Source organism: Hydrogenophaga pseudoflava (assembly GCF_031020795.1).
In the GTDB taxonomy this organism is placed as follows: domain Bacteria; phylum Pseudomonadota; class Gammaproteobacteria; order Burkholderiales; family Burkholderiaceae_C; genus Hydrogenophaga; species Hydrogenophaga pseudoflava_A.
On record NZ_JAVHJP010000006.1, the window covers coordinates 253,046 to 277,614 of the forward strand.

The 24,569-nt window shown below is 67.8% G+C and carries 25 protein-coding genes and 1 tRNA gene; 11 read left to right on the forward strand and 15 right to left on the reverse strand.

Annotated elements, in window-relative coordinates; genetic code table 11:
• Positions 1-123: 123 nt before the first annotated feature.
• The 3 genes from RCO38_RS19485 to RCO38_RS19495 form a co-directional block, all read right to left on the reverse strand.
• Positions 124-200: transfer RNA gene (locus RCO38_RS19485), tRNA-Val, on the reverse strand.
• Positions 201-261: 61 nt separating this feature from the next.
• Positions 262-2,544 carry a RelA/SpoT family protein gene (locus RCO38_RS19490; protein ID WP_308330097.1) on the reverse strand — a complete coding sequence of 761 codons (2,283 nt, stop codon included), beginning with the start codon at positions 2,542-2,544 and terminating at the stop codon, positions 262-264.
• 12 nt (positions 2,545-2,556) lie between these two features.
• Entirely contained in the window at positions 2,557-3,522 is a 966-nt protein-coding gene (locus RCO38_RS19495; RefSeq protein ID WP_374694558.1) for an alpha/beta fold hydrolase, read from the reverse strand.
• Positions 3,523-3,559: 37 nt separating this feature from the next.
• On the opposite strand from RCO38_RS19495, the gene RCO38_RS19500 reads away from it, so the two are divergent.
• Entirely contained in the window at positions 3,560-4,330 is a 771-nt protein-coding gene (locus RCO38_RS19500; protein ID WP_308330098.1) for a 3-hydroxybutyrate dehydrogenase, read from the forward strand.
• Between the two features lie 3 nt (positions 4,331-4,333).
• On the opposite strand, the gene RCO38_RS19505 is transcribed toward RCO38_RS19500, so the two are convergent.
• Positions 4,334-5,074, reverse strand: coding sequence for an SIMPL domain-containing protein (locus tag RCO38_RS19505; RefSeq protein WP_308330099.1), 741 nt, complete (start codon positions 5,072-5,074; stop codon positions 4,334-4,336).
• Positions 5,075-5,080: 6 nt separating this feature from the next.
• Positions 5,081-5,365, reverse strand: a complete 285-nt coding sequence (locus tag RCO38_RS19510; RefSeq protein WP_308330100.1) for a hypothetical protein — start codon at positions 5,363-5,365, stop codon at positions 5,081-5,083.
• Between the two features lie 168 nt (positions 5,366-5,533).
• Between RCO38_RS19510 and ompR the strand changes: the two genes are divergently transcribed.
• Entirely contained in the window at positions 5,534-6,265 is a 732-nt protein-coding gene (gene ompR / locus RCO38_RS19515; protein WP_066260180.1) for an osmolarity response regulator transcription factor OmpR, read from the forward strand.
• Complete coding sequence (locus RCO38_RS19520) at positions 6,265-7,674, forward strand: ATP-binding protein (protein WP_308330101.1); 1,410 nt, start codon at positions 6,265-6,267, stop codon at positions 7,672-7,674. The genes ompR and RCO38_RS19520 overlap by 1 nt, the downstream gene beginning before the upstream one ends.
• Before the next feature lie 12 nt (positions 7,675-7,686).
• Here RCO38_RS19520 and ispF read toward each other — a convergent pair whose 3' ends face one another.
• Positions 7,687-8,196 (reverse strand): 2-C-methyl-D-erythritol 2,4-cyclodiphosphate synthase, encoded by a 510-nt coding sequence (ispF, locus tag RCO38_RS19525; RefSeq protein ID WP_308330102.1) that lies wholly within the window; start codon positions 8,194-8,196, stop codon positions 7,687-7,689.
• Complete coding sequence (gene ispD, locus RCO38_RS19530; RefSeq protein WP_308330103.1) at positions 8,193-8,906, reverse strand: 2-C-methyl-D-erythritol 4-phosphate cytidylyltransferase; 714 nt, start codon at positions 8,904-8,906, stop codon at positions 8,193-8,195. Before ispD ends, ispF begins: the two co-directional genes overlap by 4 nt.
• 81 nt (positions 8,907-8,987) lie before the next feature.
• Between ispD and mfd the strand changes: the two genes are divergently transcribed.
• The 3 genes from mfd to serB all read left to right on the forward strand — a co-directional run bounded on the left by mfd (position 8,988) and on the right by serB (position 13,853).
• The gene (mfd, locus tag RCO38_RS19535) at positions 8,988-12,479 is read left to right on the forward strand and encodes a transcription-repair coupling factor (RefSeq protein ID WP_308330104.1); all 3,492 of its coding nucleotides are present in this window, start codon (positions 8,988-8,990) and stop codon (positions 12,477-12,479) included.
• A gap of 115 nt (positions 12,480-12,594) precedes the next feature.
• Positions 12,595-13,101, forward strand: coding sequence for a DUF4405 domain-containing protein (locus RCO38_RS19540; RefSeq protein WP_308330105.1), 507 nt, complete (start codon positions 12,595-12,597; stop codon positions 13,099-13,101).
• 35 nt (positions 13,102-13,136) lie between these two features.
• On the forward strand, positions 13,137-13,853 hold the full coding sequence (serB, locus tag RCO38_RS19545; protein WP_308330106.1) for a phosphoserine phosphatase SerB: 717 nt from the start codon (positions 13,137-13,139) through the stop codon (positions 13,851-13,853).
• A 12-nt stretch (positions 13,854-13,865) separates the two neighbouring features.
• Here serB and RCO38_RS19550 read toward each other — a convergent pair whose 3' ends face one another.
• A complete protein-coding gene (locus RCO38_RS19550) occupies positions 13,866-15,236 on the reverse strand; it encodes a TrpB-like pyridoxal phosphate-dependent enzyme (RefSeq protein WP_308330107.1) in 1,371 nt (456 codons plus the stop codon).
• A 142-nt stretch (positions 15,237-15,378) separates the two neighbouring features.
• On the opposite strand from RCO38_RS19550, the gene RCO38_RS19555 reads away from it, so the two are divergent.
• Positions 15,379-16,419 carry an AraC family transcriptional regulator gene (locus RCO38_RS19555; RefSeq protein ID WP_308330108.1) on the forward strand — a complete coding sequence of 347 codons (1,041 nt, stop codon included), beginning with the start codon at positions 15,379-15,381 and terminating at the stop codon, positions 16,417-16,419.
• Positions 16,420-16,429: 10 nt separating this feature from the next.
• Here the strand turns inward: RCO38_RS19555 and RCO38_RS19560 are convergent, their stop codons facing one another.
• The gene (locus RCO38_RS19560; protein WP_308330109.1) at positions 16,430-16,762 is read right to left on the reverse strand and encodes a hypothetical protein; all 333 of its coding nucleotides are present in this window, start codon (positions 16,760-16,762) and stop codon (positions 16,430-16,432) included.
• 180 nt (positions 16,763-16,942) lie between these two features.
• On the opposite strand from RCO38_RS19560, the gene RCO38_RS19565 reads away from it, so the two are divergent.
• From RCO38_RS19565 to RCO38_RS19575, 3 genes are read left to right on the forward strand one after another with little or no spacing between them, the layout of a single operon-like run.
• Entirely contained in the window at positions 16,943-17,392 is a 450-nt protein-coding gene (locus RCO38_RS19565; RefSeq protein WP_308330110.1) for a DUF3106 domain-containing protein, read from the forward strand.
• Positions 17,389-17,937, forward strand: coding sequence for an RNA polymerase sigma factor (locus RCO38_RS19570; RefSeq protein WP_308330111.1), 549 nt, complete (start codon positions 17,389-17,391; stop codon positions 17,935-17,937). Before RCO38_RS19565 ends, RCO38_RS19570 begins: the two co-directional genes overlap by 4 nt.
• Entirely contained in the window at positions 17,934-18,275 is a 342-nt protein-coding gene (locus RCO38_RS19575) for a hypothetical protein (protein WP_308330112.1), read from the forward strand. The genes RCO38_RS19570 and RCO38_RS19575 overlap by 4 nt, the downstream gene beginning before the upstream one ends.
• A gap of 9 nt (positions 18,276-18,284) precedes the next feature.
• Here RCO38_RS19575 and RCO38_RS19580 read toward each other — a convergent pair whose 3' ends face one another.
• A complete protein-coding gene (locus tag RCO38_RS19580; RefSeq protein WP_308330113.1) occupies positions 18,285-18,644 on the reverse strand; it encodes a translation initiation factor Sui1 in 360 nt (119 codons plus the stop codon).
• 37 nt (positions 18,645-18,681) lie between these two features.
• On the opposite strand from RCO38_RS19580, the gene RCO38_RS19585 reads away from it, so the two are divergent.
• A complete protein-coding gene (locus RCO38_RS19585; RefSeq protein WP_308330114.1) occupies positions 18,682-19,920 on the forward strand; it encodes a DEAD/DEAH box helicase in 1,239 nt (412 codons plus the stop codon).
• Between the two features lie 27 nt (positions 19,921-19,947).
• Here the strand turns inward: RCO38_RS19585 and RCO38_RS19590 are convergent, their stop codons facing one another.
• Genes RCO38_RS19590 through biuH form a run of 5 tightly spaced genes read right to left on the reverse strand, consistent with a single transcriptional unit; the run spans position 19,948 to position 24,566 of the window.
• Entirely contained in the window at positions 19,948-20,856 is a 909-nt protein-coding gene (locus RCO38_RS19590) for a DMT family transporter (protein WP_308330115.1), read from the reverse strand.
• Positions 20,857-20,902: 46 nt separating this feature from the next.
• A complete protein-coding gene (locus RCO38_RS19595) occupies positions 20,903-21,625 on the reverse strand; it encodes a GntR family transcriptional regulator (RefSeq protein WP_308330116.1) in 723 nt (240 codons plus the stop codon).
• 9 nt (positions 21,626-21,634) lie between these two features.
• Positions 21,635-22,315 (reverse strand): cysteine hydrolase family protein, encoded by a 681-nt coding sequence (locus tag RCO38_RS19600; protein ID WP_308330117.1) that lies wholly within the window; start codon positions 22,313-22,315, stop codon positions 21,635-21,637.
• Positions 22,316-22,317: 2 nt separating this feature from the next.
• Positions 22,318-23,880 carry an ABC transporter ATP-binding protein gene (locus RCO38_RS19605; protein WP_308330118.1) on the reverse strand — a complete coding sequence of 521 codons (1,563 nt, stop codon included), beginning with the start codon at positions 23,878-23,880 and terminating at the stop codon, positions 22,318-22,320.
• Positions 23,877-24,566 carry a biuret amidohydrolase gene (gene biuH, locus RCO38_RS19610; protein WP_308330119.1) on the reverse strand — a complete coding sequence of 230 codons (690 nt, stop codon included), beginning with the start codon at positions 24,564-24,566 and terminating at the stop codon, positions 23,877-23,879. Before biuH ends, RCO38_RS19605 begins: the two co-directional genes overlap by 4 nt.
• Between the last annotated feature and the right edge of the window lie 3 nt (positions 24,567-24,569).

Here is a 24,569-nt window from a genome sequence, read left to right on the forward strand (position 1 = left end):
GTCCCCCGTGGGCTGCCAGATGGGTTTTCCCTGTGCGCACCGCAGATGATGCCACGCCCACAGGCGGCGCCAAAAAGAAAAAGGGCCTGACGAACGTCGGGCCCTTGCGGTTTCGGAAATGTTTGGTAGGCGCGATTGGACTCGAACCAACGACCCCCACCATGTCAAGGTGGTGCTCTAACCAGCTGAGCTACGCGCCTGCAAACTGTCCGAAGCCTCGCAGTATAGCAGCTAATTCGGCGACATGTCCAAACTGATTGATCATTTGCGTCTGACCATGCGCACACCGGCCACATCGCCGACCACCGACATGGCCCGGGACACCTGCCTCGCATCACTGACCTCGATGGTGAAGGTCATCCAGGCAATCCCCCTGACCGACTGCGTCTGAACCCCGATGACGTTCATCTTCTCTCGCGCAAACACGTCGGAGATGTCCCTCAGCAACCCCTGCCGGTCAACCGCCTCCACAGCCACGTCCACCGGGTACACCGCAGAGGCACCGTCCCGGATACCCGAGACAGCCCCCCCCCACTGGACATCGATCACCCGGTCGGGACTGGTGCGCTGCAGATGGGCGAAGTCGCTGCAGTCGCTGCGGTGGATGCTCACCCCCTTGCCGCGGGTCACAAATCCCCGGATGTCGTCTGGCGGTGCGGGTTTGCAGCACTTGGCCAACTGGGTCATCAAGGAGTCGACACCGACCACCAGCACGCCCCCGCTCGAAGCCGAGCGCGCAGGGCGCGGCTTCTTCAGCCAGGGCGGAACATCCTCCACGACCGGCTGGTCACCCTGCCGCAACAGCACTTCCAGCGTGCGAAGCGACAGTTCGTCCTTCCCGACCTGCTCGAACAGCTCCTGCGCGGATGGAAGCCCCGCGGAACTGGCCAGTTCCTCAAATTTCAGCGCCGTGCGGCCCTCCCGCTGGAGGAGACGCTCTACCGCTTCACGCCCCCGTGCGACGGTCTCCTCCATGGCCAGCTGGTTGAACCAGGCTCGCACCTTGCTTTTGGCACGGTGACCGACCAGGTAGCCCAGCTCCGGGTTGAGCCAGTCGCGCGAAGGCCCCCCCTCCTTGGCCGCGATGATCTCGACCGTCTGCCCGTTCTGCAGCGCCGTGTTCAGCGGGACCATGGCCCCGTCCACACGGGCGCCCCTGCAACGGTGGCCGAGGTTGGTATGCACCGAATAGGCGAAATCGACCGGCGTGGCGCCTTGCGACAACTCCACAATGGCGGCATCCGGTGTCAGGACATAGATGCGATCGTCGAAAAGGCCTTGTGACGCCCCGCTGAGGTCCCGCTCCCAAGCCAGCAGCTGCCGGAGCACCGCGATTTTCGCGTCGTATTCGGAGCTGGCCGACACCCCCGCATATCCCTTCGTTCCCGCCTCCTTGTAGGCCCAGTGAGCGGCCACCCCGTGTTCGGCGTGGTCGTGCATGGCCCGGGACCGGATCTGGATCTCGAACGCCCTGCCCTGCGCGTCACGCACCACCGTGTGCAGCGACTGATAGCCATTTGGCTTGGGTTTGGCGATGTAGTCGTCGAACTCTTCGGCCACAGGCGTGAACTGTGAGTGCACCAGCGCCAGCACCGCGTAGCAGTCGTCGGTCGAAGGGACCACGACACGCAGCGCCCGGATGTCGAACACCCGGTCGAAGTCCAGCGACTTGCCACGCATCTTCTTGACGATGCTGTAGATGTGTTTGGGCCGCCCCTGAACGGACGCATGGATGCCATGCCCTTGCAAGTCCTGCTCGAGCTGCAGCCGCACCTGTTCGATGTGGACCTCGCGCTCCGCCCTCTTTTCATCCAGCAGACGCGCCACTTCCTTGTATGTGTGGGGCTCCAGGAAACGGAAGGCCAAGTCTTCCATCTCCCATTTGATCTGCCAGATGCCCAACCGGTTGGCGAGCGGGGCGAACACATGCAGCGATTCGCTGGCCAAGGCGTGACCGGGATCGCCCTTGCATCCAGCGAAATAACGCAGCGTCTGCAGACGCGAGGCCAGCCGGAGCATCACCACCCGCAGGTCGCGCGAGAACGCCAGCAGCATCTTGCGCACGTTTTCGGTCTGGCTGGCCGCGAGCTCGGACACCGGGGCCTTGCCCGGAGACGCCACAGGCAGCGCTGCCTCCTGCGCAGCGAGGCGCTCCTCCGTCTTCCGGCTTTGAACCTCGGCGGACTTGATACGGGCCTGCCGCTGAAGCTGCACCAGCTTTGTGGTCTCGAGCGCCAGTGCAGCGAAGTTCTCGCCGAACGCCTTGGCAATCACCTCCTGCGGCCGGTTGAGGTGCTGGCAGGCGTACACCAGGTACGCTGCGGCCTGCATGGCCTCCGAACCACCAATGTCGCGCAGCACCGCCGCAACGGCATCTGCGTGCGAGAGGATGTTCTCACCGGTGTCCAGCTGCTCGCTGGACAGCAAAGGCTCCGCAAACGCCCTGGCGCGCGCCAAAGCCTGGGCCTGCTGCGGCAGGCTGTCCGATGTTGCGGCGACGATGGCCGACGTCGGTGGAGGCGGGACGGAAGTCGAATACTGCATGACAACGTCCGCTCAGGCCTGCCCGAGGAAGTCAGCCACGGCCGACACCTGGTCTGGCGCCACCAGGGTCGGTGCGTGCCCGACGCCTGGAAACTCAATGTACTGGGCCCGAGGACCTCGTTCGGACATGGCCCTCGCCGTCTCGCGGGTCAGGAGGTCCGAGTCCGCGCCTCGAAGCAACAAGGTGCGGGCCGATATGGCGTCGTACAACGCCCACAGGGCGGCCTCACCGTCCGCGACCGCCTGGCGACCCACGGAATCGTCGACGCTGTGTGTCAGTGCTCGAATGGGAACAGCGAGCGCCGGATCGTAGTGCAGCCACCAGCGCCCATCCCGCTCGCGCAGCATGGGCCGTGACAGCGCCATCCACTGCTCCCGGTCATGAGGACCGAAACCGGCCGAGATGGTCCGCAGATAGTCCGCGGCCTCCTGCTCACTGGCAAAAGACGGGTTGAGTCCAAGATAAGCGCCGATGCGCCGCAAAGCGTCCCACTGGATCACCGGCCCCACGTCGTTGAGCACCAGCCTGCGAATGCCGACGGCCGGCTGCGCAGCCAGTGCCATGCCGATCAGGCCACCCATGCTGGTGCCCACCCAATCGATCTGGAGTGTCGGATCGTTCGACCGCAAGTGCGCAATGAGGGTCCCCACATCCGTCGCGTAGGTTCCGACTTGGTAGGCCATGGGGTCTGCCAGCCAGTCGCTGCATCCACGGCCGGCGACGTCCACCGCAATGACACGCGCCTGCGCCGAAAGGGCCGTGGCCAGCACATCAAAGTCACGGCCCTGGCGGGACAGGCCATGCACGCACACCACGACCCGATGGGCATCGGCCCCCGGTTGCGGCAGCCAGTCCCAGTACGCCAGTCTGCGCTGCTGGCCTGTGGTGGCCGCAGCCCCGGAAACGGCGATGAAACGCAGCTCAGGCATGGGGCAGGAACTGCTCATTCCTCGGGACTCCGTGATAATGGTTTGCATGTTGTTCAACCAATCGTAATGGAACTGGAGATCCCTCATGCTTGCCAACAAAACCGCCCTCGTCACAGGCTCGACCAGCGGCATCGGACTGGGCATTGCCAAGGCGCTTGCGCGCCAAGGCGCGAACATTGTGCTCAATGGTTTTGGCGACGCAGAAGGCCCTCAGGCAGAAATCGCAGCCCTGGGTGTGCAGGTGGCTTACCACGGCGCCGACATGAGCAAGCCCTCGGACATCGAGGACATGATGAAGTTCGCGGCAGACCGTTTTGGCCGTGTCGACATACTGGTGAACAACGCCGGCATCCAGCACGTGGCGCGCGTGGAAGACTTTCCGGTCGAGCGATGGGACGCGGTGATCGCCATCAACCTCTCAAGCGCCTTCCATGCCACGCGCCTGGCATTGCCCGCCATGCGCGCGGCGAACTGGGGACGCATCATCAACGTGGCCTCGGTGCACGGCCTGGTCGCATCGGCGGAAAAGTCGGCCTATGTCGCCGCCAAACATGGCGTGGTGGGTCTGACAAAAGTGACTGCCCTCGAAAATGCAACCACCGGCGTGACCTGCAATGCGATCTGTCCGGGCTGGGTGCTCACCCCGCTGGTGCAGAAACAGGTGGACGCCAAGGCGGCGGCCCTGGGCCTGTCGAATGAGGATGCGAAGAAGCAGCTGCTGGGTGAGAAGGAACCCTCGATGCAGTTCACCACGCCGGAGGAGCTGGGGGAACTGGCAGTGTTCTTCTGCTCACCGGCCGGCGCCAACGTGCGGGGCGTGGCCTGGAACATGGACGGCGGCTGGGTGGCGCAGTGACGCTCAACGAAGCTGCACCGACCCCGACACCGTGACCGTCAACAGGCTCTTGCCTGCCTCCACGGGAACGGGTGCGTCAGACGACGCCGCAACGGTCGACTCGGCGCGCATCCGGTACATCGGGCGCTCCCCTTGGTCGGCCGGGCTGACCGACACCTCTCTCAGCGAGTAGCCCTCAAAGCCGAAGGCCTTGGCCACTTCCCCCGCCTTGGACTTGAAGCGCTCGATGGCCGAGGCCTGCACCTCGGACTCGAGCTTCTGCTGCGCCTCCCGCGACAGCGAGAACGCCACATTGCCGACCACCATCGGCGTCATCTTGCCGGCGGTGGTGCTGATACGAACAAAGTCACGTCCTTCCAGCACCAGTTCGGCCGATCCTTGCCAACCGCTGATACGTCCGTTGCTGCCATGGCGCGGATACACGCCGAAAGATCCGGTTTTCACCTCCAGCTGCTGGGCAGAGGCCTGAGGCTTGGCGATCGCCAGGGCCGCCTCGATGGCCTGGCGCAACTGGCTCTGCACCGCGGCGGCGTCGCTGCCGTCGCGCGAGGTGGTCAGGGTCATGGTGAGCCAGTCCTGGGTCACTTCACGCTGAGCACTGGCCGATACCACCACCACGTTGAGCGGAGCGCCCGCCGGCATGGGCTGGGCGGACAGGGTGCTGGTGACCAGCAGACCCGAAAGTGACAGGGCGAACACGCCCGCGCGGCGGCGGGCTGGCGCCACCCGTTGATTGTTGGTCATGGGAGATTATTTGTTTTTGGCCGACCGCTCTGGCAGCCCGCGAAGCTGTTCGCGCAGACGCTGCCGTTCCTCGGCAGACAGCCGGAAGGGCTTGCTGGCGGCGTCGCCCTCGGCCAGCGGCTGTCGCAAGGAGTCGCGCAACCGGGCCCGCCCATCCGGGGATTCGGCAGGCGCCACGGCCAACGGCTCTGCAGCGACGGGGCGGGCGGGCTGCTCGCGCAACTCCAACGCTGCGGAAAGCAGTGGCGCTCCCAGCAACACCGCGGACACGGAGTATTTGTGCTTGATCATGGATCTGGCTGAACTGAAGGATGGGGGCATTCTGAGCGGGCACCTGGTAACGGTGTGCGGGGGGCGGGCAACAGATGTAACAGCCTGTCAAAAAACCAAAAAACAAGCCCTGACAAGCACTTGGCGCTGCCACAATCGCCTTTGTTACATTTACCGGGAGTTGCTTCCATGCCACAAAACACCGCCCGCCCGAACAAGATCCTGGTGGTCGATGACGATGTCCGCATCCGCGACCTGCTGCGCCGTTACCTGATGCAGGAGGGCTTCGAGGTCATGCTGGCCGAAGACGGCAAGGCGCTGAACCGAGTGTTGCAGCGCGAAGCTGTGGATCTGATCGTGCTCGACCTCATGATGCCTGGCGAAGACGGTCTGTCGATCTGCCGGCGGCTGCGCGCCAACGGTGACCGCACGCCGATCATCATGCTCACGGCGAAAAGCGAGGACGTGGATCGCATTGTCGGCCTGGAGGTGGGCGCGGACGATTATCTAGGGAAGCCGTTCAATCCCCGCGAGTTGCTGGCCCGCGTGCACGCCGTGCTGCGGCGCCGCCCCCCGGCCGAAGTGCCGGGTGCCCCCTCCCAGGACGCCGAGGTGGTCAACTTCGGCCCCTTCGAGTTCGACCTGAGCCTGCGCACTCTGCGCAAGGACGGAGCCGATCTGCCGCTGACCACCGGCGAATTCGCCATGCTCAAGGCCCTGGTGCGCCATCCACGCCAGCCGCTGTCCCGTGAGAAGCTTGCCCAGCTGGCCCGCGGCCGGGAATTCGAGCCGTTCGATCGCAGTCTGGACGTGCAGGTCTCCCGCCTGCGCAAGCTGATCGAAGAGGACGCAGCTTCGCCGCGCTACCTGCAGACAGTGTGGGGCGTGGGTTATGTGTTCGTGCCGGACGGCAACGCCTGATGATCGACGAGTCGCGGGTCCCCACCTTCGAAACCGAGCCGGCGGCGCTGGAAACGGCTTCCGCGCCGCTGGAGAGCAAACCCACGCGCGAGGTGAGCCTGTTCTGGCGCACCTTTTTTTTGCTGTCCCTGCTGCTGGTGGGCTGCATCGTCGCTTGGCTTCAGACGTTCCGGGCGCTGGAATACGAGCCGCGCACCTTGCAGAGTGCGCAGCAGCTGGCCTCTTTGGTGAACCTGAGCCGCGCCGCCCTGGTGCACTCCGACTCCATCGCCCGGGTCTCTCTGGTCAAGACCATGGCCGACGAAGAGAAGGTCCGGATCGCGCCGCGTGAGCCAGGAGACAAATTCCGCCTCTACGACACGGATTCGCTCAGCAGGACGGTGAGTGCCCAGCTCAGCGCACGGCTCGGTCCGGACACTGTGGTCGCACGCGAAGTCAACGGCACCCCGGGACTGTGGATCGGTTTTTCCATCGATGAGGACCCGTACTGGCTGCAGACCGACCCGTCGCGGGTGGAGCTGGTGACGGGCAAGACCTGGTTGATCTGGCTGGCCACCGCCGCCGTGCTGTCGCTCATGGGAGCTGCGCTCATCGCACGCCTGATCAACCGCCCGCTGCAGAAGCTGTCGTTTGCCGCCAGCCGCGTGCGCGACGGCGATTTCAACTCCAGCCGCCTCAACGAGGCCGTGGCAACGAGTGAAATCCGGCAGGTGAACATCGGGTTCAACCAGATGGCGCAGCGACTGTCCAAGATCGAACAGGACCGTGCACTGATGCTGGCGGGCATTTCACACGACCTGCGCACACCACTCGCCCGGCTGCGCCTGGAGACGGAGATGAGCGTGGCCGATGCCGAGGCGCGGGAGCACATGTCGGCCGACATCGAGCAGGTCAATGCCATCATCGACAAGTTCCTCGACTACGCCCGCCCGGACCACATGGAAACCCAGCGGGTGAGCCTGAACGAGGTCATCGAAGCCGCGGTGTTTGCGCTGGGCAACCAGCCGGACGTGGCGGTGAAGACCAGCATTCCCCCCGACACCTGGGTGATGGGCGACGCGGTTGAACTCAACCGCGTTTTCTCCAACCTGTTGCAGAACGCCGTGCGCTACGGCCGCAATCAGACCACCGGCGTGGCGGAGATCGACATCGGGGCCAAGACCAAGGACCAATGGGTACTGGTCAAGCTGCGGGACCATGGTCCAGGCGTGAATCCCGAGATGCTCAGCCAGCTCACACAGCCGTTCTTCCGGGGAGATGCCTCCCGCAGCGCCGCCACCGGCACCGGCCTGGGACTGGCCATCGTCGAGCGCGCCATCGCCCGCATGGGGGGGCGCTTTGCGCTGGCCAACAGCAGTTCGGGCGGGCTCGCCGCCCACATCAAACTGCCGGTCGGCAAGACCGCCTGATTCGTCCCGCGCTCAGCCCGGTCGGCGCACCAGCAGGGCCACGGCCCGGGCCTCGATTGACAGCCCCTGGCCGACCGGGCCCAGCTTCTCCGCGGTCTTGGCCTTCACATTGACAGCGTCCGAGGGCAGGCCCAGCGCCTGCGCAATGCGCGCGCACATCGCCGGAATGTGCGGGCCCAGCCTGGGTGCCTGCGCCACCACCGTGCTGTCCACGTTGCTGATGTCGAAACCCGCCTCGCGCACCCGCCGCGCCACCTCTTTCAGCAGCACCAGCGAATCCGAGCCTTTGAAGCGCGGATCGGTGTCCGGGAAGTGCCGCCCGATGTCGCCAAGGGCCGCAGCACCCAGCAAGGCATCGGTGATGGCATGCAGCAGCACATCGGCGTCCGAATGGCCCAGCAGCCCGGTCGTGTGGGGAATGGTGACACCGCCGATGATGAGCGGGCGGCCCGGCACCAGGGCGTGGACGTCCCAGCCCTCACCGACTCGAAAGGGAATGGACGGAGTGGCGGCAGTGCTCATGTTCGGCTCGAAAGAATGGCTTCGGCAAGGGCGAAGTCTTCGGGGTAGGTGACTTTGAAATTCTGTGCGCTGCCCGCCACCAGCAGCGGCCGGTGGCCTGCCATTTCCATAGCGCTGGCCTCGTCGGTCACACCGGCAAAACCGCTGTCGGCCTGCGCCGCAAGCGCGCTGCGGAGCAGGCCCAGCCGGAACATCTGGGGAGTCTGGGCCAGCCATTTGTCCGAGCGGTCCACGGTCGCGGCCACCCGCCCCTCGCGTCCGGTCTTGAGCGTGTCGGGCAGCTTGAGTGCCAGCAGACCGCCCACCGGGTCGTCCTGGCAAGCGTCGATCAGCGCATCGATCTGGCGGGGGGTGATCAGGCAGCGCGCAGCGTCGTGCACCAGCACCCAGTCGGCGTCGGCGGCGCCCCGGTCCCGCAAGGCGTCCAGACCATTGAACACACTGTGCGCACGGGTCGCACCGCCGCAGCGCGCGAGCAGCAGGTCCGGGTGATCGACGCTCAGGAAGCGGTCCTCGGGCGCCACCACCAGCACCGTCTGAGCGACGCGGGGCGTGGCGCTGAACGCGGCCAGGGTGTGCAGCACCATGGGCAGGCCCGCCACGGGCTGGTACTGCTTGGGGCCGGCGGTGCCGGCACGCGAACCGGTGCCCGCGCAAGGCAGCAGGGCGTGGCAGCGCACAGCAGGGGGATTGGGTGAGGTGGGGTTCATGTCGCGAGGGGCATTCTAGAATCCCTGTCTTCACCCCCCTGTCTCGGCGACCGGGGGGTTTTCGTCATTCGCGACCGCCCCATGGACCTGCCCAAGCTCAAACCCGGCCAACGTTTCCACCTGCCCCGCCCCGCCGGCGCGGCCGACGCACTGCTGCTTGCGCAACTCGCAGCGCGGGAGAAAGCCGCCGGGCGGCCCGTGGCCATCGTCACCGCCGACGCCACCGACGCGCAGCGGCTGATGGACGAGATGGCGTTCTTCGCACCGGAACTGCGCTGCGCACTCTTCCCCGACTGGGAAACCCTGCCCTACGACAGCTTCTCGCCGCACCAGGACCTGATCAGCGAGCGCCTGGCCACGCTGTGGCGCATCCAGCAGCGCGACAAGGACACCGGCGCCGACATCGTGCTGGTGCCGGCCACCACCGCGCTCTACCGGCTGGCGCCGCCGTCCTTCCTGGCGGGCTACACCTTCCAGTTCAAGGTCAAGCAGAAGCTGGACGAGGCCAAACTGAAAGGCCAGCTCACGCTGGCGGGCTACAACCATGTCACCCAGGTCGTCAGTCCCGGCGAATACGCGGTGCGCGGCGGCCTGATCGACCTCTTCCCCATGGGGTCCCAGGTGCCCTACCGGGTCGATCTGTTCGACGACGAGATCGACAGCATCCGCACTTTTGACCCCGACAGCCAGCGCAGTCTCTACCCCGTGCCCGAGGTGCGCCTGCTGCCCGGCCGCGAATTCCCCATGGACGAGCCGGCGCGGGCGCGCTTCCGAAGCCGCTGGCGCGAACTGCTCGAGGGCGACCCGACCAAGAGCCGCATCTACAAAGACATGGGCAACGGCGTCGCCACCGCCGGCATCGAGTACTACCTGCCGCTGTTCTTCGAAGAGACAGCCACCGTGTTCGACTACCTGGGCGAGCAGGCCACCGTCGTGCTACACGGCGATCTGGAACCAGCCTTCCAGCGCTTCTGGCAGGACACACAGGACCGCTACCGCCTGGTCAAGGGCGACCCCGACCGTCCCGCCCTGCCCCCAGAGAGTCTGTTCCTGTCGATGGAGCAGTTCTACGCCCAGGCCAACGCCCACGCCCAGCTCGCCATCCGGCCCGCGGTGGAGGACATCGCCGACAACGCCTTTGCCCAGAAGCTGGGCAATCTGGCGGCGGTGCGCGGCGCAGAAGACCCGTTGTCGCGCCTGCAGGGCCACATCCGCAACACCGCCCACCGGGTGCTGCTGCTGGCCGAGAGCGACGGCCGGCGCGAGAGCCTGCTGGACTTCCTGCGCGCCAGCGGCCTGAATCCGCCCGCCTTTGATTCGCTGGCCGAGTTCCAGGCCAGCGACGAGAAGGTGGGAATCGCCACCGCGGGCCTCACCATCGGCTTTTCCTGGCTGGAAGAGAGCCTGGACTTCGTCACCGAGACCGAGCTGTTCGCCGCCGGACCGACCACGCGCCGGCGCAAGAAGCAGGAACAGGTCAGCGACGTCGACGCGCTGATCAAGGACCTGTCCGAACTGAACGTGGGCGACCCGGTGGTGCACAGCGCGCACGGCATCGGCCGCTACCGTGGGCTGGTCAACCTGGACATGGGCGACAAGAACCCCGACGGCACGCCCGCGCTGCAGGAGTTCCTGCACCTGGAATACGCCGACAAGGCCGTGCTCTATGTGCCAGTGAGCCAGCTCAGCCTGATCGGCCGCTATACCGGGGTGAGCGCGGACGAGGCGCCGCTGCACAAGCTGGGCAGCGGCCAGTGGGAGAAAGCCAAGCGCAAGGCCGCCGAACAGGTGCGCGACGCCGCCGCCGAGCTGCTGAACATCTACGCCCGGCGCGCCGCGCGCCAGGGCCACGCTTTCCGCTTCAGCGCGCAGGACTACGAGGTCTTCGCCAACGACTTCGGCTTTGAGGAAACCGCCGACCAGAAGGCCGCGATCCACGCGGTCATCCAGGACATGATCAGCCCGCAGCCCATGGACCGCCTGGTCTGTGGCGACGTGGGTTTCGGCAAGACCGAGGTCGCGCTGCGCGCCGCCTTTGTGGCCGTCACCGGCGGCAAGCAGGTGGCGTTTCTGGCGCCCACCACGCTGCTGGCCGAACAGCACTATCAAACGCTGAGTGACCGCTTCGCCAAGTGGCCGGTGAAGGTGGCGGAGATGAGCCGCTTCCGCTCGCAGAAGGAGATCACCGCCGCGATGAAGGGCATCAGCGACGGCAGCGTGGACATCGTGGTCGGCACGCACAAGCTGCTGTCGGAAAAGACCCAGTTCAAGAACCTGGGCCTGCTCATCATCGACGAGGAACACCGCTTCGGCGTGCGCCACAAGGAGGCGATGAAGCAGCTGCGCGCCGAAGTGGACGTGCTCACACTGACGGCGACACCGATCCCGCGCACGCTGGGCATGGCGCTTGAAGGCCTGCGCGACCTGTCGGTCATCGCGACCGCGCCCCAGCGCCGCCTGGCGATCAAGACCTTCGTGCGCAACGAGGGCACAGGCGTGATCCGCGAAGCCGTGCTGCGCGAATTGAAGCGCGGCGGCCAGGTCTACTTTCTGCACAACGAGGTCGAGACCATCGAGAACCGCAAGCAGAAGCTCGAAGAGATCCTGCCCGAGGCGCGCATCGCCATCGCCCACGGCCAGATGCCCGAGCGCGAGCTGGAGCGCGTGATGCGCGACTTCGTGGCGCAGCGCTACAACCTGCTGTTGTGCTCGACCATCATCGAAACCGGCATCGACGTGCCCACGGCCAACACCATCGTCATGAGCCGCGCCGACAAGTTCGGCCTGGCCCAGCTGCACCAGCTGCGCGGCCGCGTGGGACGCAGCCACCACCAGGCCTACGCCTACCTGCTGGTGCCCGAGATCGAGGGCCTGACCAAGCAGGCCGCCCAGCGGCTGGACGCCATCCAGCAGATGGAGGAACTGGGCTCCGGCTTCTACCTCGCCATGCACGATCTGGAGATCCGCGGCGCCGGCGAGGTGCTGGGCGAGAACCAGAGCGGCAACATGCTCGAAGTCGGCTTCCAGCTCTACAACGAGATGCTGAGCGAGGCGGTCAAGGCACTCAAGGCGGGCCGCGAGCCCGATCTGCTGAGCCCGCTGAGCGTCACCACCGACATCAACCTGCACGCCCCGGCCCTGCTGCCCAACGACTACTGCGGCGACGTGCACCTGCGCCTGTCGTTCTACAAGAAGCTGGCGACCGCCAAGACGGCCGACCAGGTCGACGGCCTGCTGGAGGAAATCGTGGACCGCTTCGGCAAGCTGCCGCCGCAGACCCAGACCCTGATCGACGTGCACCGCCTGCGCGTGCTCTCGCAGCCCTACGGCGTGGTCAAGGTGGATGCGGCGCCGGGTGTGATCAACATCACCTTCCGCGCGAACCCGCCGATCGAGCCAATGAAAATCATCGAGCTGATCCAGAAGAACCGGCACATCAAGCTGGCGGGCAACGAGAAGCTGCGCATCGAACGCGCCCTGCCCGAGGTGAAAGACCGGGTGCAGATGGTGCGCGACGTGCTGCGCTCGCTGGGCCAGCCGCTGAAGACGGAAGCCACCGCCGGCGCTGCTTGATCTGCATCAAAAACAGGAGCAACAAAGGCACGCGTTCACCAGCCGTTCACACAGCGGCGACCAGACTTCAACACAGGAGCTCCAGCATCGGGGCTTTCAATTTGAAGGAACAACAATGAACCTGTCCGCCCAACGCCCCTGGATCACACCCGTCGTCATGGGTGCCTTTCTGCTGTCCGCCGTCACCGGCGTGTTGATGTTTTTCCATCTCGATTCGGGCCTGAACAAGACCGCGCACGAGTGGCTGAGCTGGGCCATGGTGATCGGTGTCGGCCTGCACGTGCTGCTGAACATGCCGGCGTTCAAGCGCTACCTGAAACAGACCACCGGTCGGGTGGTGATCGGAGCGTTTACGGTGGTTCTGGCGCTCAGTTTCATCCCGGCCGGTGGCAGCAGCGGCAGCGAACCCGGCTTTGCGCCGCCCGTGCGTGCGCTGGCCAAGGCCCCCATCACCGTGCTCGCCCAGGTGGCCGGCACGAGCACCGAGGACGTGAAAGCCCAGCTGCAGGCCCAGGGCCTGACCGTGACCAGTGATCAGCAGTCGGTGGCCGATCTGGTGGGGCCGGACCTGCGCAAGCAGATCGGCACGATCTCCAAGGTGCTGCCGGCGGCCAAGTCCTGACCGGGGCGTCATCCGGCTCCCGCGATAATTCCGGGATGACCTCTTCCACCGAATTCGCCCCCGGCCTGACCGTGCAGGGCGTCACGCCGCCCCTGAACCTGCGCGACTTCAAGCTGATCGCGTTCGACATGGACTCCACGCTGATCAACATCGAATGCGTGGACGAGATCGCCGACGCCGCCGGCCGGAAGGCAGAGGTGGCAGCCATCACCGAAGCCGCCATGCGCGGCGAGATCACCGACTACAAGGACAGCCTGCGCCGCCGGGTTGCCCTGCTCAAGGGCGTGACCGAGGAACACCTCGCGCATGTCTACCGCGCGCGCCTGCGCCTGAACCCCGGCGCGGCCGAGCTGGTGCTGGCCTGCAAGGCGGCGGGGCTCAAGGTGCTGCTCGTCAGCGGCGGCTTCACCTACTTCGCCGAACGCCTGCGCGACCGGCTGGCGCTGGACTTCGCGCGCAGCAACCAGCTGGAGATCGTCGACGGCCAGCTCACCGGCCGCCTGCTGGACCAGAGCTGGGGCGACATCTGCGACGGTGCGATGAAGAAGGAGACCCTGCTGCGCACCTGCAGCCTGATCGGCTGCTCCCCGGCACAGGCGATCGCCATGGGCGACGGCGCCAACGACCTGGAGATGATGGGCGTGGCCGGTCTGTCGGTGGCCTACCGCGCCAAGCCCAAGGTGCGCGCCCAGGCCAAGGTCGCCATCGACATGGGCGGGCTGGACCGCCTGCTCGAACTGTTCCAGCCCTGACCCTACCGGAACTTAAGCGGGTTCGGGCACGCTGGGCAGGCCCGACAGCGCCATGGCCAGTTCCTTTTCGTCGTACTGCTCGTCCTTGAGCTCGCCTGCGAAGTACTTCTGGTAGGCCGCCATGTCGAAGTGGCCGTGGCCGCAGAGGTTGAACAGGATGGTCTCGCTCTTGCCTTCGCGCTTGCAGCGCAGGGCCTCCTCGATGGCGCCCTTGACCGCGTGGTTGGCCTCGGGCGCGGGCACGATGCCCTCGGCGCGCGCGAAAGTCACGCCGGCCTCGAAGCACTGGCCCTGGGTGTAGGCCACGGCGTCGAGCAGGCCCAGCTCCTTGCAGTGGCTCACCAGCGGTGCCATGCCGTGGTAGCGCAGGCCGCCGGCGTGGAAGCCCGGCGGCGTGAAGGTGCTGCCCAGGGTGTGCATCTTGGTCAGCGGCGTCATGTGCCCGGTGTCGCCGAAGTCGTAGGCGTACTTGCCGCGCGTGAGCGACGGGCAGGCCGCCGGCTCGACCGCCACGATGCGCGACTGGCGGCCGCCGCGCAGGGCGTGGCCGATGAAGGGGAAGGCAATGCCCGCGAAGTTCGACCCGCCACCGGTGCAGCCGACCACCACGTCCGGCCAGGCGTCGGCCATCTGCAACTGTTCCATGGCTTCGAGGCCGATGATGGTCTGGTGCATCAGCACGTGGTTGAGCACCGAGCCCAGCGCGTACTTGGTGTCCTCGCGCTGCACCGCCAGCTCAACCGCTTCGGAAATCGCGATGCCCAGGCTGCCGGGGTGGTCGGGTCGCTGGGCCAGCACGCTGCGGCCGTATTCGGTCTGGTTCGACGGTGAGGGCAGGCAGCGCGCGCCGTAGGTTTCCATCACCGCGCGGCGGTAGGGCTTCTGGTCGTAGGACACGCGCACCTGGAACACCAGCACTTCGAGGTCGAACAGCGAGCCCGCGAACGACAGCGAGGTGCCCCACTGGCCGGCGCCGGTCTCGGTGGTCAGGCGCTTGACGCCCGCCTGTTTGTTGTAGAAGGCCTGCGGGATGGCGGTGTTGGGCTTGTGGCTGCCGGCAGGGCTGACGCCTTCGTACTTGTAGAAGATCTTGGCCGGCGTGCCGAGCGCCTTCTCCAGCCGGTGGGCGCGGTACAGCGGCGCCGGGCGCCAGAGCCGGTAGATGTCGCGCACCGGTTCGGGAATCTCGATCTCGCGCTCGGTGCTGACCTCCTGCATGATCAGCTCCATCGGGAACAGCGGCGCCAGGTCGTCGGGTCCGATGGGCTGCAGGGTGCCGGGGTGCAGCACGGCGGGCAGCGCCTTGGGCAGGTCGGCCTGGATGTTGTACCAGAACTTGGGCATCTGGCTTTCGTCGAGCAGGTACTTGGTCTGCAGGTTCATGGCGGCTCTCCTCGTGAAGTGGAACAAGGTGTGGACAGCGAACCGGGCCATTCTGGAAGCGGGCCGCCGCGCAGACCATCCGAAGAACGAACGCGGGTATCCGATAAGTGAAAAACCCCGGGTAATCACTAACATGCCCCGCATGGCACCCAGCCCAGCGCCCTCCCCCCGACCGCTCGCCGCGCCCGCGTGGCTGGACCGGGCCGCCCCCAGTGGTCCGGCCTGGGCGCCGCTGTCGGTGCTGGCCTCCGACGACCTCGACGAAACCCGCGAGCAGATCGCGCGCATCTACAAGCCGCACGAGCTGTCGGTGATCGGCGGCCGCCAGCGCGTGCGCGCCCGCATGCACCACCGCGCCCTCGGCCCCTCGGTCTCGCTCAACCGCCTCGCGCACGGCGCCGCGGTGCGCATCGACCCCGACCGGCTGGGCGACTTCTTCCTCGTGCAGATGCCGCTGGCCGGCGAGGCGGCGGTCTGGCACCAGAACGCACGGCACCTCAGCGCCGCTGGCGAGGCCACGGTGATCTCGCCGCAGGACGCGGTGCGCATGGAGTGGTCGGGCGACTGCGACCAGTTCATGCTGCGCATCGACCGCCAGCGGCTGCTGCACGTGGCGGCGGCCCTCAGCGGCAACGAGACCGCCGCCGCCCTGCGCCTGGCACCCCGGCTGGACCTGCGCCAGGGGTCGGGCGCGCACTGGTGGCAGCTGATGCACTACCTCGCCGCACTGCTGCAGCCCGGCGGCGAACACCCGTCCTCGGGGCTGCACACCGCCATGCTGGAAGACCATGTGCTGGCCATGCTGCTGCGGGTCGCCTGGGCGCCGGCCACGGTGAGCCGCGCCCCCGCCTGTGCGTCGGTACCTCGGCTGCGGCAACTGGAGGACCACATCGAGGCCCACCTCGACCAGCCACTGACCGTGGCCGACCTGGCGCGAGCGGTCAACAGCAGCGTGCGCCTGGTGCAGCAGCTGTTCGCCCGCGAGCGCGGCACCACGCCGATGGCGCACATCCGGCGCCTGCGGCTGGAACGCGTGCGGCACGACCTGCTGCATCCGGGCACGGACACCCGGGTGCTGCAGACCGCGGCGCGCTGGGGCTTCGAGCACCCCGGCCGCTTTGCCGCAGCCTACCAGCAGGCCTACGGCGAAAGCCCCAGCACCACCTTGGCGCGGAGCCGCTGAGCCTGATTTTTCAGTTCCTCCGGTTGTGCTTCTTTCGGTGGATGTTCCGGCTCGCCCGGTCCTGCGCGTGCTCCATGCGCACCGCCTCCCGGCCCGTGACCTTGCCGTCACTCTCCATGCGGTGCTCCATGTTGGCGATGTGCTGCTGCTGGTGTTCCAGGCGCTTTTCTTCGCGCCGTGTCAGCTGGCCCGAGGCCACGCCCTGGTCGATGCGTTCGGCCTGCCGCGCCTGGCGGTTGTCGACGCGCCGGGCCTGGCGCTCGGCCGGCGTCATGGCCTGGGCGGCGGTGACGGCGCCCAGCACCAGGACCGATGCGGTGAGGGGTTTGAGCCAGAATGACATGGTGGTTTTCCTCCTAGGTGGTGCACGGACCACCCCGGCCCGTGTGCCTGTTGAACCGCGGCCGCCCCGCACGCCTTACGGGCCGACGTCCATGGCCGAGAAAAACAGTCGGAAAAGCGTAAGTACCACGGACTCCGGAGGTTGAACCGGTGCCGCCCCACTGTCTTTTCCATCCGCTCCATGCCGTTACGGTTCCATCGACTGCTGTCTTGCTGCCTGCTGGCTCTGGCCACACATGGCCTACCCGCGCAGGCCGCGCCGGTGCCTGTGCCCGACGCGCAGGAATGGCAGCGGCTCACACCCGCGCAGCGCCTCCAGCGCCAGGCCGACATCCGCGAGCGGCTCAAACGCGCCACCCCGGAAGAACGGCAGGTGTTCCGCGAGCGGCTGCGTGCGCTGCTGGTCAGCCTGCCGCCGCACGAACGGCAGGCCCTGATCGACGACGCCCGCGACCGCTGGCAGGCCATGTCACCGGAGGAAAAACGCCGGCTGGCCGACGAACGCCGCGAGAAGTTGCGCGAGATGACACCCGCCGAACGCAGCGCCCTGCTGCGTGAGCGCCGCGAAACGCTGGAACGGATGACCCCGGCCGAACGCCGCGCGCTGCGCGAGAAGCTGCGCACGGAATGAGCAGCGACTGGGCCATGTGGCGCGCCGCCTGCGAGGGACACGAACCCAGCGCGATCCAGCTGGTGCGCCGCCTCACCCCTCAGGCCATGGGGCTGGCGCGGCAACTTCTGACCAAACCGGAGGACGCCGAAGACGTGGTGCAGGAGTCCTTTCTGCGGCTCTGGGGTGCCCGGCCGTCCGAGACCGGTGGCGCCGCCCTGGCCACCTACTTCAACACCATCGTGATCAACCGTTGCAAGACCTGGCTCGTCCGGCGCCGAGAACTGAGCACCGACCCCGAACAGCTGGCCGAATGGATCGACGCCGGTCCGGCTGGCTGCGACGCCAGCGGTCCCGCCGGTGAGTGCCTGGATGCACGCAGGCTGCAGGCCGCCATGCTCCGGCTGCCGGCCCGCCAGCGCATGGCCCTGGCCATGTGGGCCTACGCCGATGCGGATGCGGCCGGGATCGCACGCTCACTCGAACTCGACACCAACGCCGCCCACCAGCTGCTGCACCGGGCCAAAGCGGCCCTGCGACGATGCCTCCAGGAGACCCCGTCATGAACACTTCCGCCCCCCACGACCGCGACACTGGACACGACGAGGCGCTCCGGGAGCAGCTGAAGCACACGCTGGCGCAGGGCACCGACGAAGGCTCCGACGCCCTGCAGGCGCGCGTGCTCGCGCAATGGCGCCAGGCCCGGCCTCCGGCGGTGATGGCGACCTGGCACGGCCCGCTGGCCTCGTTGCAGGCGGGTTGGCGCCTGCACCCGGTCCTGTGGACCGGTGCGCTGGTGGCGCTGGCCATGGCACTGTGGATGCTGCGACCGTCCCAGGACCCCGCGCTGGAGGAGTTGATGCAGCCCGATGTGCTGACACTGATCTCCGCCGGGGAACTCTGAAAAGCGCACTCAGCCGCCCGCGCGCTTGACCGAGTGGCCCTGGGCCTTGAGCGCTTCGATCACACGCTCGACGTGGTCGCCCTGGACCTCGATCACACCGTCCTTGACCGTGCCGCCGCTGCCGCAGAGCGTGCGCAGCTGCTTGCCCAGCGCCGCCACACCCGCCGCATCCAGCGCCGCACCTTTGACCACGGTCACCGCCTTGCCGCCCCGACCCTTGGTCTCGCGCGAGACGCGCAGCACGCCATCGCCCTTGGGCGCAGCCGGCTCGCCACAGCGGCACGAAGCCACCGGCTGGCGGCAGCCCGGGCACATGCGCCCCGATTCGGTCGAATAGACGAGGCCGCCAGAAGAAGGTCGTGATTTCATGGGCCGGGATCGTAGCGCGTCACCGACAATCGGGGCCATGCCTTTTTCCTCCCTGGGCCTCGCGCCCGCCCTCGCCCAGGCCGCTGCCGGCCTTGGTTTCAGCGCCCCCACCCCCATCCAGACCGAGGCGGTTCCAGCCGTGCTCGCCCGCCGCGATCTGCTGGCCAGCGCCCGCACCGGCTCGGGCAAGACCGCCGCCTACGCCCTACCCCTGCTGCAGCGCTGGCTGGACAGTGCCGGCATTGGGCCGCGCCGCACCAGGGCGCTGGTGCTGGTGCCCACGCGCGAACTGGCGGCCCAGGTCGGCGAGGTGCTGCGCTCTCTGGCGCAGGCGCTGCCCCGGCGGCCGAAACTGGTCGTCGCCTTCGGAGGCGTCTCGATCAACCCGCAGCTGATGGCGTTGCGCGGAGGCGCCGACGTGGTGGTGGCCACGCCCGGCCGGCTGCTGGACCTGGTGGAGCACAACGGCCTGCGGCTGGACGCGCTGGAGCTGCTGGTGCTTGACGAAGCCGACCGCCTCCTGGACCTGGGCTTTGCGGACGAGCTGGCGCGCGTGCTGGGCCTGCTGCCGGCCAAGCGCCAGAACCTGCTGTTCTCGGCCACGGTGCCTCCGGCGGTCGAAGCCATGGCGCAACGGTTGCTGCGCGACCCGGTGCGGATCGACGTGCCCACGCCCGAGGGCGACCCGACCGCACCGGTGGTGCAGCAGCGCGCCTTTGCCGTCGACGAGAAGCGACGCACCCAGCTGCTGCGCCAGCTGATGAAAAACGAAGGCTGGAAGCCGGTGCTGGTGTTCGTCGCCACGCAGTACGCGGCCGAGCGGCTGGCCAACAAGCTGCATCAGGGCGAGGTCTACGCCACGGCTTTCCACGGAGGCATGAGTCAGGGCGCGCGACAGGCCACGCTGGACGAGTTCAAGGCCGGCCGCTGGGACGTGCTGGTCACCACCGACCTGGCCGCGCGCGGCATCCACATCGAAGGCCTGCCGGTGGTGGTGAACTTCGACCTGCCGCGCTCGGCGGTGGACCATGTGCACCGCATCGGCCGCACCGCCCGAGCGGGGCAGAACGGGCTGGCGGTCAGCTTCGTGACCGCCGCGTCGCTCGCGCACTGGCGTCTGATCGAGAAGCGTCAGGGTCTAAGCCTGCCACTGGAGACCGTGGAAGGTTTCGAACCAACCGAGACGCCACCACCGCCGGCCCCGGGCAACGGGGGCGTCAAGGGCAAGCGCCCCAGCAAGAAGGACAAGCTGCGCGCCCTGGCGGCGAAACCGTAGCCCCACGCTCCACCACTGCGCGGGAGGTCAGCGGCGCCGCAGCCCCAGCCACATCACGGTGGCCACCACCAGCAGGCCACCGAGCACCTGCACCGGCGCCACCTGCTGCCCGAGCACCGCCCAGGCCAGCACCAGCGCAAAGATGGGCTCCACGTTCATGATCGGCGAGCCGCCCACCACGCCCAGCTTGGGAAGCACGGTGAACATGATGGTGAAGGCCGTGCCATAGAGCACCGTCAGGCCCAACAGGCCCCACCAGCCGGCGGACGCCTGTGGCAGCGACCAGCCTCCCTGCCCCGCCACACCGGCCAGGGCTGCCAGCGCCACGAGGGCCATGGTGGCGGCGGTGCGCACACGGCCATCCAGCCCCACCGTTTCGTGCTGCGTGAACACCAGCGCCAGACCGAACGAGGCCGCGGCCGCCAGCGCAAAAGCCACCCCTGCGCCGATGCGCCCCCAGTGCGCCGAAGCCCCCATCCCCGACGCGGCGCCTGCCACATCCAGGGCCAGCGCCAGCCCCAGCAGCAGCACCGGCATGGCGCGCAGCAGCGCGGGCTCCACCCGCTCGGCCTTGAGCGTGCGCGCCCACAGCGCCGTCCACAGCGGGTAGGTGTTGAAGGCCAGCAGCGCCAGTGCCACCGGCAGACGCGCCACGGCCGAATACAGGCACAGGCTCTGCACACTGATCAGCACGCCGATCTTCAGCAGCGCCCGCTTCTGCCCGGCGGCCAGGTTCACCGGCACCCCCGCCATGCGCACGATCAGCCAGACCACCAGGGCCGTGGCGCCGCTGCGGAACAGCACCGCGGTGGACACGGTGACTCCGTGGTCAAAGGCCAGTCGCGCCGCAACGTGGTTGGCGCCCATCATGAAAGCGATGAGCAGCAAGGTGGCGAAAGCGGAACCGGAAAGGGATTTTGTCGAGGGTGCAGACATCGGGCGATTGTGCGCGGCCGGCCCAGAACCAGCCGGCCCACACGGCTCACCCCGCCACCGCCTGGCGGGCCAGAAACACCTGGTGCAGCGTGATCTTGCGCACCTCCACCTGGCTGGACTGGATGTGCGAGCGAAGCAGAAGCTCGGCACGGTCGGCCTTGCGCGCCAGGATGGCGCGCAGGATCTTGGCGTGTTCCTCGTAGGTCGCGTCGATGCGCATCTGCTTGAGGAAATCGAGCCGCCGGATGATGCGGATGCGCTCGGTCACCTCGTGGTGCACGCGCGCCATTTCGGGGTTGCCCGCGGCCTGCACCAGGGTTTCGTGGAAGGCTTCGTCCCAGGCGGCCACCTGCGCGGCGTCGCTGCTGCGCTCGCCCACCGGCACCAGCCAGCGCTCCTTCAGGCCTTCCAGCAAGGGCGATGGTTCGACCGCTTCCTGCTGGCAAAGGCGCTGTGCCGCGGCGGTCTCCAGCACCATGCGCAGGTCGTAGAGCTGGTCGAAACGGTCGAAGTCGAACGGCAGCACGCGCCAGCCGCTGCGGAACATCACCTCCACCAGCCCTTCCTGCTGCAGGCGGAACAGGGCCTGACGCACCGGCGTGCGCGAAACCGCCAGGCGGTTGCAGATGTCGTGTTCGCTGAAGCGGTCCCCGGGCACCAGCCGGAAATCGGCAATGTCCCGCTTGAGCTGCGCATAGACCTCTTCGGCACGCGAGGGCTGCGAAGAAACGGGATCGATGGGGTGGACGGTCGCGGTGGTGTTGCTCACGGAGAAACTCTAGCAGTGTTGTCCGGCCACCGATCCGAGTGCGGTCAGGACGGCCGCGCTGGGTGCGGTCCAGCCGACGATGCCCCCCTGGGCGCGCAGCATGTCCAGCGTGGCAGCCTTGAAGTGCGGGAAATAGCTCTCGGTGCAGTCCTCCAGCAGCAGGCTGTCGTAGCCCCGGTCGTTGGCTTCGCGCATGCTGGTCTGCACGCAGACCTCGGTGGTCACGCCCATGAACAGCAGGTGGCTGATGCCGTGGTCCTGCAGGATCTCGTGCAGCCCGGTGGCGCAGAAGGCGCCCTTGCCCGGCTTGTCGATCACGATCTCGCCATCCACCGGCGCGAGCTCGGGAATGATCTGGTTGCCCGGCTCGCCCGCCACGAGGATGCGCCCCATCGGCCCTTGGTCCCCGATGCGCAGCGCGGGGTTGCCGCGCAGGCGCTTGGCAGGCGGGCAGTCCGAGAGGTCGGGCCGGTGCGCCTCGCGCGTGTGCACCACCAGGCCACCGGCGCCGCGCCAGGCCTGCAGCACCGCCTGGCAGGCCGGCACGATGGCCGACAGCAGCGACACGTCGTTGCCCAGGGTTTCGCCAAAGCCGCCAGGTTCGATGAAATCGCGCTGCATGTCGATGATCACCAGCGCGCTGTGCGCCAGGTCGAACTCGTAGGGGAAGGGTTGTGCCGGGATCAACATGGTCAATGTCCTCCGCCCATGTGGGCACCGATTTCATGTCGCTCGGCGTTCGCGGCCAGTGTCTCGAACACGAAGCGGCCCTCGCTCATCACCACGATGCGGTCGGCCAGTTCCAGCAGTTCGTCCAGGTCCTCGCTGATCAGCAGCACCGCCCCGCCCTGGTTGCGCACGCCGCGCAGCCGGGTGTGGATCTCCTTGACCGCCGCGAAGTCCAGACCGAACACCGGGTTGGCGGCAATCAGCACGCTGATGTCGCCGTGCAGCTCGCGCGCCAGCACGGCGCGCTGCACGTTGCCACCCGAGAGGCTGCGGATCGGCGCGTCCTCGCCCTGCGTCTTGATGCCGTAGCCGGCGATCCATTCGCGTGCACGGCTGCGCCACTGGCCAAAGCGCAGGTGGCCCCCGCTGCACAGCGGCGCGCGGTCGAAATCGCGCAGCGCCATGTTCTCGGCCACCGAGAGATCGCCCACGCAGGCGTTGCGCAGCGGCTCCTCGGGCAGGCTGCGAACTTTCAGGCGGTGGTTCTCCTCGCGCCGCGCGCCATAGGGCTGGCCCTGCACCGTCACCGTGCCCGCCGCGCGGGGGCGCTGGCCCACCAGCGCCTCCACCAGTTCGCGCTGGCCGTTGCCCGACACGCCGGCCACGCCCAGGATCTCGCCGCGTGCCACGGCCAGGCTGAGGTCCTGCACGGCCAGCGTGCCGCGGTCGCCCATCACCTGCAGGCCGTCGACCGCCAGCGACACCTCGTCGCTGGCCGGCGCACCCGCTGTAACCATCGGCTCTGCAGACATCACGCTGTCGGCACCGCCGCCCACCATGGCCTGCGCCAGCAGCACCGGCGTGGTGTCCGCCACGGCGCAGTGGTGCACCGCGCGGCCGCGCCGCAGCACCGTCACGTCGTCGGCGTAGGCCATCACCTCGCGGAACTTGTGCGTGATGATCAGCACCGTGCACTGGCCGCTGCGCGCGAACTCGCGCACATGACCCAGCACCTCGTCGGCCTCCTGCGGCGTGAGCACCGAGGTGGGTTCGTCCAGGATCAGCAGCCGCGGCTTCAGGTAGAGCTGCTTGAGCAGTTCCAGCTTCTGCTTCTCCCCCGCGGCAAGTTCCTGCGGGCGCGCGTCCAGGTCGAGCTGGAACGGCGTGGTCTTGAGGAACTGCGCCAGGTCGGCGCGCTGGCGCTTCCAGTCGATGACGCCCGGCGTCTGGCCGCCGGCCAGCAGCAGGTTCTCGGCCACGGTCATGCCCGGCGCCAGCGTGAAGTGCTGGTAGACCATGCCGATGCCCAGGGTGCGCGCCACCACCGGGTTGGGAATGGCCTGTTCGCGCCCGTCGATCAGGATGCTGCCGCTGGTGGGCCGCTGAAAGCCCGCCACACACTTCACCAGCGTGCTCTTGCCGGCGCCGTTTTCGCCCAGCAGGGCGTGCACCGTGCCCGGCGCGACCTTCATGCTCACGCCCTGCAGCGCCTGGAAGCTGCCGAAGCGCATGCCCATGTCGTAGGTGTCCAGCGCCAGAGCGCCGGTGGCTGGCGGCAGGCCGCCAATGGGTGCGTCGTCGGTCATGCGAGGGCCTCCAGAACGGCGGCAGACGGGGCGTGCGCGCCGAACACGCCGCCCTGCATGGTGATCATCTTGAGCGCGGCCTCGTGGTTGCCGCGGTCGGTCGCGGCGGTGCAGTCCGACAGCAGCAGGCACTCGAAGCCGCGGTCGTTGGCGTCGCGCATGGTGGTGTGCACGCAGACGTCGGTGGTGATGCCGGCGAGCAGCAGGTTGCCGATGCCGCGCGTGCGCAGCAGCAGTTCCAGGTCGGTGGCGTAGAACGAGCCTTTGCCCGGCTTGTCGATCACCACCTCGCCCGGCAGCGGCGCGAGTTCGGGAATGATCTCCCAGCCCGGCTCGCCGCGCACCAGGATGCGCCCGCAGGGCCCGTCGTCGCCGATGCCCACGCCGTTGGTGCCGATCTGGCGCGAGCGCCAGCGCTTGTTCGCCGGCAGGTCCGAGAGGTCGGGCCGGTGGCCTTCGCGGGTGTGCATGACCGCGTAGCCGGCGCTGCGCATGGCGGCCATCAGCGTCTGCAGCGGCGCAATCGGTGCGCGCGTGAGCGAGATGTCGTAGCCCATCTGGTCCACATAGCCGCCGATGCCGCAGAAGTCGGTCTGCATGTCGATCACGATCAGCGCGGTGTTCTCGGGCCTCAGATCACCGTTGTAGGGCCAGGCGTAGGGGTTGGCGTCGATGAAGCGTTCCATGGT

What these genes read in the sequence shown, in the direction of transcription:
- RCO38_RS19505 (WP_308330099.1), bottom strand. Translation starts at nt 5,074, where the DNA reads ATGACCAACAATCAACGGGTGGCGCCAGCCCGCCGCCGCGCGGGCGTG.
- RCO38_RS19495 (WP_374694558.1), bottom strand. Translation starts at nt 3,522, where the DNA reads ATGCAAACCATTATCACGGAGTCCCGAGGAATGAGCAGTTCCTGCCCC.
- RCO38_RS19605 (WP_308330118.1), bottom strand. Translation starts at nt 23,880, where the DNA reads ATGACCGACGACGCACCCATTGGCGGCCTGCCGCCAGCCACCGGCGCT.
- mfd (WP_308330104.1), top strand. Translation starts at nt 8,988, where the DNA reads ATGGACCTGCCCAAGCTCAAACCCGGCCAACGTTTCCACCTGCCCCGC.
- RCO38_RS19560 (WP_308330109.1), bottom strand. Translation starts at nt 16,762, where the DNA reads ATGTCATTCTGGCTCAAACCCCTCACCGCATCGGTCCTGGTGCTGGGC.
- RCO38_RS19550 (WP_308330107.1), bottom strand. Translation starts at nt 15,236, where the DNA reads ATGAACCTGCAGACCAAGTACCTGCTCGACGAAAGCCAGATGCCCAAG.
- serB (WP_308330106.1), top strand. Translation starts at nt 13,137, where the DNA reads ATGACCTCTTCCACCGAATTCGCCCCCGGCCTGACCGTGCAGGGCGTC.
- RCO38_RS19600 (WP_308330117.1), bottom strand. Translation starts at nt 22,315, where the DNA reads ATGTTGATCCCGGCACAACCCTTCCCCTACGAGTTCGACCTGGCGCAC.
- RCO38_RS19585 (WP_308330114.1), top strand. Translation starts at nt 18,682, where the DNA reads ATGCCTTTTTCCTCCCTGGGCCTCGCGCCCGCCCTCGCCCAGGCCGCT.
- RCO38_RS19555 (WP_308330108.1), top strand. Translation starts at nt 15,379, where the DNA reads ATGGCACCCAGCCCAGCGCCCTCCCCCCGACCGCTCGCCGCGCCCGCG.
- RCO38_RS19590 (WP_308330115.1), bottom strand. Translation starts at nt 20,856, where the DNA reads ATGTCTGCACCCTCGACAAAATCCCTTTCCGGTTCCGCTTTCGCCACC.
- ompR (WP_066260180.1), top strand. Translation starts at nt 5,534, where the DNA reads ATGCCACAAAACACCGCCCGCCCGAACAAGATCCTGGTGGTCGATGAC.
- RCO38_RS19570 (WP_308330111.1), top strand. Translation starts at nt 17,389, where the DNA reads ATGAGCAGCGACTGGGCCATGTGGCGCGCCGCCTGCGAGGGACACGAA.
- RCO38_RS19520 (WP_308330101.1), top strand. Translation starts at nt 6,265, where the DNA reads ATGATCGACGAGTCGCGGGTCCCCACCTTCGAAACCGAGCCGGCGGCG.
- biuH (WP_308330119.1), bottom strand. Translation starts at nt 24,566, where the DNA reads ATGGAACGCTTCATCGACGCCAACCCCTACGCCTGGCCCTACAACGGT.
- RCO38_RS19580 (WP_308330113.1), bottom strand. Translation starts at nt 18,644, where the DNA reads ATGAAATCACGACCTTCTTCTGGCGGCCTCGTCTATTCGACCGAATCG.
- RCO38_RS19500 (WP_308330098.1), top strand. Translation starts at nt 3,560, where the DNA reads ATGCTTGCCAACAAAACCGCCCTCGTCACAGGCTCGACCAGCGGCATC.
- RCO38_RS19565 (WP_308330110.1), top strand. Translation starts at nt 16,943, where the DNA reads ATGCCGTTACGGTTCCATCGACTGCTGTCTTGCTGCCTGCTGGCTCTG.
- RCO38_RS19510 (WP_308330100.1), bottom strand. Translation starts at nt 5,365, where the DNA reads ATGATCAAGCACAAATACTCCGTGTCCGCGGTGTTGCTGGGAGCGCCA.
- RCO38_RS19490 (WP_308330097.1), bottom strand. Translation starts at nt 2,544, where the DNA reads ATGCAGTATTCGACTTCCGTCCCGCCTCCACCGACGTCGGCCATCGTC.
- ispF (WP_308330102.1), bottom strand. Translation starts at nt 8,196, where the DNA reads ATGAGCACTGCCGCCACTCCGTCCATTCCCTTTCGAGTCGGTGAGGGC.
- RCO38_RS19575 (WP_308330112.1), top strand. Translation starts at nt 17,934, where the DNA reads ATGAACACTTCCGCCCCCCACGACCGCGACACTGGACACGACGAGGCG.
- ispD (WP_308330103.1), bottom strand. Translation starts at nt 8,906, where the DNA reads ATGAACCCCACCTCACCCAATCCCCCTGCTGTGCGCTGCCACGCCCTG.
- RCO38_RS19540 (WP_308330105.1), top strand. Translation starts at nt 12,595, where the DNA reads ATGAACCTGTCCGCCCAACGCCCCTGGATCACACCCGTCGTCATGGGT.